We start from the raw sequence: 13,235 nt of genomic DNA, 5'->3' as shown, positions 1-13,235 counted from the left end.
TAACCGATGATGGTTGCCCATAATTTGAATTGTGGTTCCATAATAAAGTCCCTTTTGGTAAGCCTTAATCGCCTATAACAGACCTTTAAAGCGCAGTAGGTAACTTAAACCATCTGTAGATCTAACCATTCTTTACATGCGGCATAGGCAAATGCTTAAATCATATTTATAAATCACAAGGTTAAAGTTAGCAGACCTTACAAATAGCACTATTATGAGTGGCGAGCAACACATACTCTGTAATCAGGGGTTTATTTATCATCAGCAGCTGCTGTAGTTTCAGGCTCGCTATGCATGGCATTAGCAAGCATAGGATAATTGTTTAAAATATAACAAAACAGCTCAGCAGTCTTTTGTGTGTCATACAATGCGGAATGAGCGTCATTACCATCAAAATCAAGCCCTGCAGCTTTACAAGCACGTGCCAGCACCGTTTGACCAAAGGCAAGCGCTGATAAGGTCACCGTATCAAAAACTGAGAAGTTATGAAAAGGATTGTAGCTTTTATTATTGGTGCGTAATACCGCTGCATTTAAAAATGCCAAATCAAAGTGTGCATTGTGTCCGATTAACACACATTGACGGCAGTCTTCGGTACGGCGCACTTCTTTTAAGCCTTTAAAAATACGACGTAGCGCCGTTTTTTCGTCTTCAGCAATGGCTTTGCGCAGCGGATTATTCGGGTCAATGCCGGTAAAGGCAAGGGCGCTTGGCTCAAGATTTGCGCCTTCGAAAGGTTCGATATGAGCATTAAATGCCTCACCCGGATAAAACATACCCTGCTCATTCATGAGTACAGGAATACAGGCAATCTCTAATAAGGCATCGGTTTGCGCGTTGAATCCTGCCGTTTCGACATCGACCACCACCGGTAGGAATTTCCGAAAACGCTCTTTTAATCTCATTGGTGCTAACGTTTCTGTGGTCGCATCTGGAGTGGTGGCTACATCAACTTTGGGCAGAGCAGCATCGTTTTGAATGGTCATATCAGGTTAAATCGCTTTTATCAGTCAGGCTATTATATTGAATAAAAAACAAACATCCTAGGACGCCTATATCTCTTCTCAATGGAAAGATGGCATTGCTATCATAGGATAAAATAAAGCAGGCTCTACTCTATAGAAATAGATAGGGCGTCAATTATGATGGATTAAAGTGACCCTTTAATCGACCAGGGTAAGCTCTCACCTGCCATGAGCGGTGTTAGAGAGCTGCCATCAAAGTAAGGATAAGATGCTGGGATTTGCATCGGCGTCTTGATCATCGTAATAGTGCTCTCGTTAACGGGTAAACCGTAAAATTGTGCACCAAAACGGCTGGTAAACCCTTCTAATCTATCAATTTTACCAACGCTATCAAATGCTGTGGCATACAACGGCAGTGCTGTGGCAGCGCTATAGCAGCCAGCACAGCCACAAGCCGCTTCTTTTTTATCGGTTGCATGGGGCGCGGAGTCCGTACCCAAAAAGAATTTTGGATTGCCGCTGGTGGCGACATCAAGCAAGACTTTTTGATGGCTTTCACGCTTTAAGATAGGCAAGCAATAAAAGTGCGGTTTGATACCACCAAGCAACAAGTGATTGCGGTTAAACATCAAATGCTGCGGCGTAATAGTCGCGGCAATTTGATTGCCTTGTGATAAGACAAAGTCAGCGGCATCACTGGTGGTGATGTGCTCCATCACAATTTTCATGGTTGGGAACTTTGCGATGATTTGTACCATCACTTCATCTAAAAAGCGCTTTTCACGATCAAAAATATCGACGTGGTCGTGAGTGACTTCGCCATGTAGCAGTAGGGGTAGATTATATTTTTCAAGCGCCTCAAATACATCGACACAGGCATTGATATTGGTGACACCATCCGCAGAGTTGGTGGTAGCACCAGCAGGATAAAGCTTGACCGCTTGCACGATACCTGACTTTGCTGCCAGCTCAATATCTTGTGCGGTAGTATGGTCGGTGAGATACAAGGTCATACGCGGGTCGAATGCCGCTTTACGTTCAGCGCTCACATTGCTGGCTTCTAAATGCTGCATGATACGCGCGCGATATGCTTGCGCATCTTCAACGTTTTTGACGGGAGGTACCAGATTCGGCATACAGATAACTCGATTAAAGCTCCCTGCTGCATGAGGAACCGTGGTCGCTAGTGCCTTATCGTCACGCAAATGAATGTGCCAATCATCGGGTTGTAGGATGGTCAATTCTCTAATTGAATCAGTCATAGTATCGTCGCGCTCTATATCGTCATATCTGGGAGTAAAAAGGAGTCTTGCTGTGCTGCTATCATAACAGGTTTGCTTACCTGACTAAATATGTGGCTGGATATCTCTACATAATATCTTTACATAAATGGTAGACAGTTTATCCATCTGTAGAAATAAGATGCCATGTTCACTGTATTATTGGCAAGAAAATTATTGCTTTAGTGGCGGCCAAATTTATGATGCCACTACAGTAAAAACCTCATAGCTGATGGCAGTGCCGCTTTTGCCAATGGTAAATATGATGTACACTGAGCGAGCAATCTATCTTCCTTATGATATAGTTGATTTACCTATCATTAAATTCCTCATACTAGGAGTGTTTCATGGCTCAGCTTGATCCAAAAACTATTAATAAAATCGTATTGGCATATTCAGGGGGTCTTGATACCTCAATCATCGCTCGATGGCTACAAGAAACCTATGATGCCGAAGTGATCACTTTCACCGCTGACATCGGTCAAGGTGAAGAAGTTGAGCCTGCGCGTGCCAAAGCTGAAGCCATGGGTATCAAACACATCCATATCGAAGACTTGCGTGAAGAGTTTGCTCGCGATTACGTGTTCCCAATGTTCCGTGCCAATGCCATCTATGAAGGCGAGTATTTGCTTGGTACTTCTATTGCCCGTCCATTAATCGCCAAGCGTTTGGTCGAAATCGCTAAAGAACATAACGCTGATGCGATCAGCCATGGCGCAACTGGTAAAGGTAATGACCAAGTACGCTTTGAGCTTGGTGCCGTCGCATTATCTCCTGATGTTGTCACCATCGCGCCTTGGCGTGAGTGGGATTTATCTAGCCGTGAAAGCTTGATGGAATATGCCAAAGAGCATAATATTGCCATCGATTACGCCGGTAATAAGAAAAAATCTCCGTACTCAATGGACGCCAATTTGCTACATATCTCGTATGAAGGCGGCATCTTAGAAGATCCGTATGCTGAAGCAGAAGATGATATGTGGCGCTGGTCAGTGAGCCCAGAAGCAGCACCTGATGAAGCCCAGTATCTAGAACTAGAGTATGAGAAGGGCGACATCGTTGCTATCGATGGTGAAGCGCTTAAACCGTATGAAGTCATGATTAAGCTTAATGAGATGGGCGGTAAGCATGGTATCGGACGTTTAGATATCGTTGAAAACCGTTACGTCGGTATGAAGTCGCGCGGTTGTTACGAGACGCCAGCGGGCACCATTATGCTAAAAGCGCATCGCGGTATTGAGTCATTGACACTTGACCGTGAAGCGGCGCATCTAAAAGATGAGCTGATGCCACGTTATGCTAAGACTATCTACAACGGCTATTGGTTCAGCCCTGAACGTATGATGTTACAGGCGTTGATTGATAAGTCACAAGAGTATGTTAATGGTACAGTACGCTTAAAATTATACAAAGGTGCGGTAAGCGTCGTTGGTCGTAAGTCAGATGATTCATTATTTGATGAAAAAATTGCTACTTTTGAAGATGATGCCGGTGCCTATGATCAAAAAGACGCAGAAGGTTTCATTCGTCTAAATGGTCTACGTTTGGCCATTGAAGCCAGCCGTGGTCGCGATTTATCAAAATAAGTATTTTTGACTAAAGATTATTTTTTAAAATAATCGTTTTGTTAAACGACTGATAAAACAGAGGCGCTATATAAGTGGCGCCTCTGTTTTTTTATTGCTGATAGATTTCTGCGATACTATCGTTGAGCCACTTTTAAAAGAATACAGCGTTACTGGGATTCATTGTTCGTAGCCTCTGTCTACGTAGGCACAGCAAGCAAAAAAATGAATCCCAGTAACGCGTTATAATATTGTATTTCTTTTATGTAGAACAGACGATTATGTAGAACAGACGATGTTTTAAGGTGCGGCTTTGTTATTCAGCTTTTGATTTTTTATCAGCAGCGGTATCCTCATCTACCATGACGATAGCCACATCTTGCTGCTGTCGCTCTTCTAACACGTCCTCTGTAACAAGTATGGCACCTTTAGACTTTTGCGTTTGATATTTGATGGTTGCTAATATCCCAAGCACACCAATCACGAGAATAATAAGTAGAATGACGGGATTCTTCCACAGGGGTACTGATGCTTCGTATTCAATGGGCTTTTCGCTAAGGGTAGTTGGGGTATTGTCATGATTGCCACTATGACTACCGATCAGTCCCAAACTGACCAAAGGCGGCTTTGGTGCATTGATAGGTTCAGAGGTAATGCGTAGTCGATTGCGCTGCAAATATATCTCTGATATTTTAGCCAGTTGTAGTAGCCAGCTTTGGTGTGGTAAGCCAATAGCTGTCATCGGTGCAAACATCAATAAGTCATTGTGCTTGCCTTTTTGGGTATTTTCAGCTGAGCGTCCAATGGCTTTTAAGTAGTTACCTGTTGCCAGCTGCACATCTTGTACTGGATCAATTTGTTCAGGTTTAAATGCTGCGAATTCATACCAGTAAGAATCAAAGGCGGGCGGGGTATCTGTTAATTGCTCAGTACTTAACAGATGAGTCTCAGTGCTGCTTATTGACTCTTTTTCTATGCTATCTTCTGCTGATAAGGTGGTTTGCGTTTCATCGCTACCGTCTACTGATTCGTTGAAGGCTAACTTTGTGTCAAATTCTATAAAACGCGCTTTGGACAAAAACTGTGGCTGTAAGGCGAACCATTTATTTAGCTCATCATGATCAAGTTGGCTATACTCAACCAAGATAGCAAGCTCACGTAGCACAATGACGCATAGGGTAGTAAGTAAAATTTGCACTTGTGGCGCTGTCGCGTCAATCTGTGCCGCAATATACTCACTGGCTTTGCTCACGCGTGTATTATCATGGAATATCGCATCGGCGGCATCATGACGATGATATAGCGTTGCATTAAGGGTAGCGAAGTTCATGGAATTGTACTGGCGCAGCTCTTTGACCGCGCTACGTCCGAATAGCTTTTTGCTCAGTGCTTGTCCTTGATGACGCTGCTGATAAGCAAGAAGGGCGCTGATAATCGCTTGCAAGCTACCATCCATTGCCAGACGCGCTTGCGGCAATGACAGCATTGCAGCATCTGCTAATAATGACACCAGTGGCTTGGTATCTTGATATAGAAAATCATACATCGACACCCGTGTCGGTGAAATAGTCGTCATAATCTGCTAGCATCAAAAAGTATGCCTCTATACTACGGTGCCAAATGTCTTGATACAATCCCTTAATAATAGAAAGTTTCACCCATTTTTATACTGCTAACAGCAATCATCGATATAACCGCCGGAAAACCACTATGACAGATAATGAAAATCTTATGAGCCAGATAGTGATTAGCATTGCTCAGCAAACTTTGACGATTTATAAGCTACAAAAAGTTATTGCTCAATATCCTGTATCAACCGCTAAAAATGGGATCGGCAGTCAGCAAGATAGTGGCTGTACACCACTTGGTCAGCATATCATTGCAGAAAAAATCGGCGGCAATGCGCCAAGTCATGCGGTATTTATTGGGCGTGTGGCGACGGGTGAAATCTATGATGCTGAGCTTGGTGCATCACATCCTGAACGTGATTGGATATTGAGCCGTATTCTATGGCTTAGTGGTCTTGAAGAGGGCGTGAATAAAGGCAGCAATAGCCAAGGAGGCTGCGATACTTATCGGCGTTATATCTATATACATGGCACGCCAGACAGCGAAGCCATAGGTTTGCCATTCTCTCATGGCTGCGTACGTATGCGCAATCAAGATATTATTGAGTTGTTTGAACAGGTTGAAGAAGGGACACCCGTAAATATTATTGCTCAATAAAGTGTTCTTGAGTAGCCATAGCAATGTATGGTTCTAAGTTGAATCCACGCTATAAAAAAGACAACCCTTATTCAGTGAGCTGTCTTTTTCTCTAATATTGATAACCATAAAATGACACTATACTCAATTACCAAAATACTCAATTACCAAAATACTGAGCAAGCATAAAACTTATTCAAATGTTTCTCTGTGGCTTTTTCTCTAGTCACTAAAGCGGCATTTAACCATCCTGCACCATATAAAGCAGTAGAGTCAGAGAGGGCTTTGTTTTGATAGTATTGCTGATAGTCAGTCATATCTGACTGCTGTCCTAGTGCTTTTTGTGCTTTTATAACACGTTTTAGCCAGCGCCTGCTTCTCTTTTTGCCATATAAAGGCGCTACTAATTCACTAATATAACGCAAATCTTGTAGATGCCCGTGCAGCTTGTGCTGCGCTTTTATGATGGATTCGTTCTCGAGCTTATGGTCTGACTCGCCATACATCTCCTCTAAATATTGCTCAGCCCTCAGTAATGTGTCATGGTATTTAGTAAGTACCTTTTCCAAATTATTGGTAGCCGGCTTATCTGCTTGATTTTCAAGGCTTGTGTCACTCATGGTAAAAGCAATCAGCTCAAGCAACATGATTTGAAAGTCGTTGGCACTGATGACAGCCATTGGTGTGATTTTTATAGCGTCAATATCCGCTGTCCAATTAACGATGGGTGCGCCGTACCTTTGTAACATTGGTTCAATATGAGTATTAAGATAAGCAAGTTTACGATATTCAGCGAGTAAAGTAGCAGTTTTTTGCAGTATGGCTGACCAATCCGGATTGATTTCATCAGAGAAGCCATCAAATGCTTGTAGTACAGTGTGCAAGCGCTTTATACCGATAGATAGCTGTAAAAGGTGATCATTGTCTGCACTGCCTGCGATGACAGCGCTACTGTTCGGCAGTATTTGCAATAGACAGTTATGTACGACAGCGCGTGAAAAAGCAGGCATACTGATTTTTTTATCGATATCAAGCGCGCTCAAGTCAGCAGCAGTGGCTGGGCTATGACTTTGTCCTTTGATAAGCAAGCCGCCACGCTCGGCTTTGGTCACGGTAGAGAGGCACAATTTATAACGCTGACACCAAGTTTTGGTGGTCGAAAATAAAAAATCTAACTCACCAGATATGAGCTCAAACTCAATCTCTTGAATGACATCTCTTTGAGTGTCATCGGTACCATGAATGATTTCACCATAATCATATGCTATCTCAATACTATTATCACTCACATCCTCATTACTGCCATCTTCTGTGAGTAATCGTGTGGTGCGCTGTACATCGGTGACATAAAGTCGAGTCAGGTTTTTCGCCAGTTTTTTGAGCTTAAAATCTGCCAATGCTGGCGCAATAACCGTATCTTTATAAATGCTTAAATCAGGCATGAGCTCGTTATGGTCGAGCATGGCTATTACTTGTTCATTATCTAATATCCAATTGTGCTCTAAACGCGCTGCTATACCATCTCCCCCCGCTTTGATAGTCTGCACCCAAGCATCACCTTCTTGACGAATACGTAAGCCAATACCAGCCTGTGCAAGCTGCTGATCAGTTGTATCATAATAGTGCGCCGCCATTTGCGTTACCTGTGATGATTTGACTTTCGCTTGGCGCATAAGTCCTTTTAATCGCGATTCAGGTACTAAAAACTTCAGCTCTATCTCGTACATGATGGCTCCTGATTGTTTTAACAAATTTATATTATTACCATCGTATGAAAGCTATCAGTGAATAACAAGTAAAACTTTCGTTTTGGTTAACTAAATCGAGCCAAATAAGTACTGAGAAAATGAACTTCGGTTAATTAAAACAGTGATTAAATAGCTCTGTAATTTGGGTAGATATTGTTATTTACAGCGACTAAGGTTTATAGCGCATAAAAAAACCGCCCTACATGATGTAGGACGGCTTTTCTTAAAACTTTTACTTATAAAATGGACTTATAAGTGGTCGGACATTAGAACTGGTTCATGGTGTTCTTGCCGCCGCCAGCTTTAAGGGCGTTTTCACCTGAGAAGATCTCTTTGTGATCATCGCCAAGGTCAGAACCGGCCATTGCTTGGTGCTTAACACAAGCGATGCCTTCACGGATTTCTTTACGTTGTACGCCAGCTGCATAAGCAAGCATACCGTCTTCACCGAAGTAGCCTTTAGCAAGTTCATGTACGCTAAGAGCCGTGGTGTGATACGTAGGTAGGGTGATTAAGTGATGGAATACACCCGCTTCACGAGCTGCGTCACGTTGGAAGTTTCTAGCCGCTTCGTCAGCTGCTGTATCAAGTTCAGTACCGTCGTAATCAGCACTCATCAAGTCATCTTTATTGTAGGCAGATAGGTCTTTGCCTTCTTCTTCCCACTGAGCGATGATTTGCTTACGGAAGTTCAGCGTCCAGTTGAATGACGGGCTGTTGTTGTATACAAGCTTGGCTTTTGGCTGTTGCTCTTTAATACGATCAACCATCATCTTGATGTGTGCGACGTCTGGAGTCGGTGTTTCGATCCATAGTAGGTCAGCGCCGTTTTCTAGAGCAGTTACACAGTCAAGGACAACGCGGTCGATATTGGTGTCTTCACGGAACTGATAAAGACCGTTAGGCAAACGAACTGGACGTACTAGTTTGCCGTTATGCTTAAGCAGGCTGTCGTTTTCTTTAGCATTCTCAAGCGTAACTTCTTCCATCTCGATAAAATCGATATACTGAGAAGCAAGGTCGCCTGGCTCATTTGATACTGGGATTTTTTGCGTGAGTGACGCGCCTTCAGAGTCAGTACGAGCAACGATAACACCGTCTTCAACACCAAGCTCTAAGAATGCATAACGAATCGCGTTTATTTTAGAGATGAAGTCTTCATGCGGTACAGTAACTTTACCCGCTTGGTGACCACATTGCTTGGCATCAGATACTTGGTTTTCAACCTGAATGGCACAAGCACCCGCTTCAATCATTTGCTTAGTTAGCAAGTAAGTGGCTTCTTCGTTACCGAAACCTGCATCGATATCTGCAATGATTGGCACAACATGCGAATCAAAGTTTTCGATTTTTTCTAAGATAGCTGAGGTATCTTGACCAGCTTCTTCAGCAGCATTTAGCTCGCGGAAGTAGTCGTTCAATACTTTTGCATCGGCTTGACGCAAGAAAGTGTAGATCTCTGCAATCAGCTTAGGTACAGACGTTTTTTCATGCATAGATTGGTCAGGTAGAGGACCAAACTCAGAACGTAGGGCAGCTACCATCCAACCAGATAGGTAGATGTACGTTTTAGACGTTGTACCAAAGTATTTTTTCTTCGCATACATGGTTTGCTGTGCAACAAAACCATGCCATGCACCTAGAGACTGGGTGTATTGAGACGTATCATTGTCATACTCTTCCATGTCTTGACGCATGATTTTTGCGGTGTACTTAGCGATATCTAAACCCGTTTTAAAACGGTTTTGTGACATCATACGTGCCGCATCGGTTTCGCTGATATTTTGCCAGTTACCGTGTTTTTGTTTTAGTTCACGTACTAAATCGATCGCTGATTTATATGCAGTTGACATCTATAGTCTCCTTGGTGGTGAATAAATGAGTAAATTAAGATAATTTTGGTCTGTATAGACAGATGCTGGCAGAAGTAAAAATTTGCAATATAAGCTTCTTGCGTGAGCAATCTCTACTAAACTATAAGAAAACTGTGATAAAAGCAATTAAAACCTGTCGCTTTGGTCAGCTTTTATTTTCCAGTCTATTTTTTGAACGGTTATTTTATGATTAATTGGTTGTTTTAGAAGAGTTTTTCGACGGCTGAAGTAACTGTCATCTTCAAGCTTATTAATATATTCATCCAAGCTTAAAAAACAAGCGCAAAAAATTAAGTTTTTATAAGAGGTTGTAATGAATTTTATGTCCGTATTTCAGCATGAAAATACGATAAAATGCACTTGATAGCTCATCCATTAAAACACATAGTAACGGTCTAATATTGAACAATGCCTAATGAGCGCTTGCTAGCTACTATAGCTAGGTTGCCTTGATTTATCTAGTTTATGATTATTATCTTGGGTATTTCGTTTGATTATAGTATATACAAAACAATGGTTTGTGATGGGTAAATTCAGTTATAATAAGCATATTCCAAAAAAATTAACATAAAAATATTCTTATATCATGCTGTTATAGATGAATTGTAATAAATAATAGGACAAAAAATGCCACGTCTGTAATGGTGTTTATTCTAAGGTAAAGAGACAAATATATGAATCTGCAGCGGGTTGATTTAAATTTATTGGTACATTTGGATGTATTGTTGCGAGAAAAAAACGTAACGCGCGCCGCTGAGCAACTTGGCATTACTCAGCCTGCCATGAGTAACATTTTGCGCCGCTTGCGTAAGTTATTTAACGACCCTTTATTGGTGCGCTCATCAGAAGGGATGACGCCGACTGAACGCGCCCTTGAGCTACAGCCTCGTATCCGTGAGATACTCGCCGATTTGACGCAAGTGTTAGAGCCACGTACTGAGTTTCGTCCTTATAGTACCTCACGTGTTTTTCGTATCATGACCTCAGATTATGCTGAAGCGACGCTAGTACCGAAATTGGTGAAGGCGTTACGTTCAGAGGCGCCCAATGTCATTTTAGATTTCTTAACACCATCGGATGTGTCCTACCGTGATATGGAGCAGGGGCGAGTAGATTTGGCAATCAACCGCTTTAATGAAATCCCGCAAAGTTTCCATCAAGTGTTGGTATGGCGTGATACTTTTAGCTGCCTATTGTCCTCTGAAAGTCCGTATGCTCATCGCTTTAATCTTAAAAATTATCTTAAAGCGCAGCACGTTTGGGTGTCTAAAACCGGTATGGGCGTGGGCTTCGGTGTCAATCCAGAAAAATCGGGTGGCTTAGGTTCTATCGATCAAGCCTTGCAGCGTTTGGGACAAAAGCGCCAAATCAGCGTATTTACCCGTCACTATCAAATGCCAGCCATGCTCGCCGCTAATAAAGATTTGATTGCGACCTTACCGACCCGTGTGGCAAAAATGCAGGCCAATAACGACAGCATTATTATGGAAGAACCACCGTTTTTTATACCAGAATTTGAGCTGACCATGGCGTGGTCGCCGTTATTGCAGCATCATCCGGCGCATCGCTGGTTACGCCAGCTGATTATGCACGTCGCACGTCAAATCGTTAATGATGAAGAAAATCCTCCACAAGAAATCCCTGTGATCAATCACTTGTTTTAAATTGTTTATTGTACAACTGTACATGGTCTTCTAAAGCGCAATTACGTATCAAACCAGCCACCGTGCTGGTTTTTTATTTTTCTAAAACTGTCGAAAGACTCTATATAAGAGAATCTATATAAGATTTAGGTTTGCTTAATAACACCGTCACATTCTTAACATCTTACGCACAATTCTTTATAACTTGTAAACCTACTCACCAAGCACTTTGTTATGATAATGAAACATTAAGAAAAATGACGAATAAAATCTCTATTGTTAAGGTGCTCTATAATGTTGCACCGTTATCAAAGGTTGTTTTATATATAAAAGACATTCTAATAAATCAAATAAGGGCAACAATCATGGCAGATATTACTACTGTAAACCCAGCAACAGGCGAAGACATTAAAGAATATAGCTATATGAGTAATGATGAAGTGAACAACATTGTTGAAGCCTCGCATCAAGCGTTTCTAGAATGGCGAAAAACTAGCCATGAAGAGCGTGCAAAGGTTATTAACTCTATCGGCGAGACCTTGATGAAGTACAAAGAGGAGCTGTCTCGTCTTATGACGGAGGAGCGCGGTAAACTTTATAGTCAAAGTCTACAAGAAATTGATCTATGTAAAGCGATTTGTGATTATACTGCAGAGAAGGGTGTGGCCGCGCTTGCTGATGATGAACGTGACATCGAAGGTCTCAAAAAAGGCATTGTCACTTATCAGCCCATTGGCGTTATTTATGGCATGCAGCCTTGGAATTTCCCAGCTTATCAAGTGTTCCGTTATACCATCGCCAATTTGATGGCAGGTAACAGTATTTTGCTTAAGCACGCAGCAAACGTGACTGGTTCTGGCTTATTAATTGAAAAAATATTCCACGAGTCTGACTTACCCGATGATTTGTTCCGTACGATTTTAATCGATCACGACCAATCAGAGTCGTTGATCGGTCATGATAAAGTACGCGGCGTGACGCTTACTGGTAGTGATGGTGCAGGTAGTATCGTCGGTCAACAAGCAGCAAAGGCAATCAAAAAAGCAGTCTTAGAGTTGGGCTCAAATGACGCATTTATCGTTTTAGAGGATGCTGACTTAGAGCTTGCAGTACAAACCTGCACTCTAGCGCGTCTTATAAATAATGGCGAAACTTGTGTTGCGGCAAAGCGCTTTATCGTCGTTGATAGCTTGTATGACGAGTTCCGTAAACGCATCGTTGAAGAGTTTGCAAGTAAAAAAGCGGGCGACCCTATGGATGACAGCTCTGATCTTGGTCCACTAGCGCGTAAAGATCTGCAAGAAAAATTGCATGCGCAAGTAGAGGAAAGTGTGAGTAAAGGCGCTACTATATCTGTTGGTGGTAAATTGCCAGAAGGTAAAGGCAGCTTTTATCCAGCGACTATCTTGGAAAATGTCGAAAAAGGTCAGCCAGCTTATGATGATGAGCTGTTTGGTCCGGTCGCCTCGCTGATACGCGCTAAAGATCAAGACGATGCATTACGTATTGCTAATGATAGCCGTTATGGTTTAGGTGGTGCTATCTTCTCTAAAGACGAAGACAAAGCGATCCGCCTAGCCAATGAAGAATTTGATACAGGTATGGTCTATATCAATGGTTATGGTCTTGCAAATCCAGCACTCCCATTTGGTGGTGTGAAAAACTCGGGTCATGGTCGTGAGCATGGTGGTTTCGGTATTAAAGAATTCGTAAACATCAAAGGTGTACATGTTCATAACAGCTAAGACTGTATACGGATTTTAAAGCTAAAACGTCTTAAATATTAAATAACGAAAAGCCCAGTCATTCATAAATTGAGTGACCGGGCTTTTTGTGATCTACACTTTTAAATGAGTGCTATAGTTAAAATATCTTAAAAACGCTACAGTGCTGCTGGTATAAATTTTTTGCAGCCTCTGTCTGCATAGGCACAGCAAGCAAGAAAAATTAATATC

9 protein-coding genes are annotated in these 13,235 nt (G+C 42.1%); 4 read left to right on the top strand and 5 right to left on the bottom strand.

Annotation, left to right across the window (positions count from 1 at the left end):
* Positions 1-251: 251 nt before the first annotated feature.
* Positions 252-986: a ribonuclease T gene (gene rnt / locus JMW90_RS03835; RefSeq protein WP_201561775.1), complete on the bottom strand. Its 735-nt coding sequence runs from the start codon at positions 984-986 to the stop codon at positions 252-254.
* A gap of 164 nt (positions 987-1,150) precedes the next feature.
* Positions 1,151-2,227: a dihydroorotase gene (gene pyrC / locus JMW90_RS03830; protein WP_201561774.1), complete on the bottom strand. Its 1,077-nt coding sequence runs from the start codon at positions 2,225-2,227 to the stop codon at positions 1,151-1,153.
* 365 nt (positions 2,228-2,592) lie between these two features.
* Here pyrC and JMW90_RS03825 point away from each other — a divergent pair, with 365 nt between their 5' ends.
* Complete coding sequence (locus tag JMW90_RS03825) at positions 2,593-3,831, top strand: argininosuccinate synthase (protein WP_201561773.1); 1,239 nt, start codon at positions 2,593-2,595, stop codon at positions 3,829-3,831.
* A gap of 295 nt (positions 3,832-4,126) precedes the next feature.
* On the opposite strand, the gene JMW90_RS03820 is transcribed toward JMW90_RS03825, so the two are convergent.
* Positions 4,127-5,386, bottom strand: coding sequence for a hypothetical protein (locus JMW90_RS03820; RefSeq protein WP_201561772.1), 1,260 nt, complete (start codon positions 5,384-5,386; stop codon positions 4,127-4,129).
* A gap of 134 nt (positions 5,387-5,520) precedes the next feature.
* Between JMW90_RS03820 and JMW90_RS03815 the strand changes: the two genes are divergently transcribed.
* A complete protein-coding gene (locus tag JMW90_RS03815) occupies positions 5,521-6,036 on the top strand; it encodes a L,D-transpeptidase (RefSeq protein ID WP_201561771.1) in 516 nt (171 codons plus the stop codon).
* 143 nt (positions 6,037-6,179) lie between these two features.
* On the opposite strand, the gene JMW90_RS03810 is transcribed toward JMW90_RS03815, so the two are convergent.
* Together JMW90_RS03810 and JMW90_RS03805 are read right to left on the bottom strand one after the other, a co-directional pair.
* Positions 6,180-7,742, bottom strand: a complete 1,563-nt coding sequence (locus tag JMW90_RS03810) for a CYTH and CHAD domain-containing protein (RefSeq protein ID WP_201561770.1) — start codon at positions 7,740-7,742, stop codon at positions 6,180-6,182.
* Positions 7,743-8,029: 287 nt separating this feature from the next.
* Positions 8,030-9,616, bottom strand: a complete 1,587-nt coding sequence (locus JMW90_RS03805; protein ID WP_201561769.1) for an isocitrate lyase — start codon at positions 9,614-9,616, stop codon at positions 8,030-8,032.
* A 695-nt stretch (positions 9,617-10,311) separates the two neighbouring features.
* Here JMW90_RS03805 and JMW90_RS03800 point away from each other — a divergent pair.
* A complete protein-coding gene (locus JMW90_RS03800) occupies positions 10,312-11,301 on the top strand; it encodes a LysR family transcriptional regulator (protein WP_011514179.1) in 990 nt (329 codons plus the stop codon).
* 344 nt (positions 11,302-11,645) lie between these two features.
* A complete protein-coding gene (locus tag JMW90_RS03795; RefSeq protein ID WP_201561768.1) occupies positions 11,646-13,025 on the top strand; it encodes an NAD-dependent succinate-semialdehyde dehydrogenase in 1,380 nt (459 codons plus the stop codon).
* Positions 13,026-13,235: the final 210 nt, after the last annotated feature.

The sequence above is a fragment of the Psychrobacter glacincola genome (genome assembly GCF_904846215.1).
Lineage (GTDB): Bacteria > Pseudomonadota > Gammaproteobacteria > Pseudomonadales > Moraxellaceae > Psychrobacter > Psychrobacter glacincola.
The sequence above is the reverse complement of the archived record's forward strand: the minus strand, read 5'-3'. Positions and strand labels throughout refer to the sequence as shown.

Coding starts and splice junctions, on each gene's coding strand:
- rnt (WP_201561775.1), bottom strand. CDS start 986: ATGACCATTCAAAACGATGCTGCTCTGCCCAAAGTTGATGTAGCCACC.
- pyrC (WP_201561774.1), bottom strand. CDS start 2,227: ATGACTGATTCAATTAGAGAATTGACCATCCTACAACCCGATGATTGG.
- JMW90_RS03795 (WP_201561768.1), top strand. CDS start 11,646: ATGGCAGATATTACTACTGTAAACCCAGCAACAGGCGAAGACATTAAA.
- JMW90_RS03825 (WP_201561773.1), top strand. CDS start 2,593: ATGGCTCAGCTTGATCCAAAAACTATTAATAAAATCGTATTGGCATAT.
- JMW90_RS03820 (WP_201561772.1), bottom strand. CDS start 5,386: ATGACGACTATTTCACCGACACGGGTGTCGATGTATGATTTTCTATAT.
- JMW90_RS03815 (WP_201561771.1), top strand. CDS start 5,521: ATGACAGATAATGAAAATCTTATGAGCCAGATAGTGATTAGCATTGCT.
- JMW90_RS03805 (WP_201561769.1), bottom strand. CDS start 9,616: ATGTCAACTGCATATAAATCAGCGATCGATTTAGTACGTGAACTAAAA.
- JMW90_RS03810 (WP_201561770.1), bottom strand. CDS start 7,742: ATGTACGAGATAGAGCTGAAGTTTTTAGTACCTGAATCGCGATTAAAA.
- JMW90_RS03800 (WP_011514179.1), top strand. CDS start 10,312: ATGAATCTGCAGCGGGTTGATTTAAATTTATTGGTACATTTGGATGTA.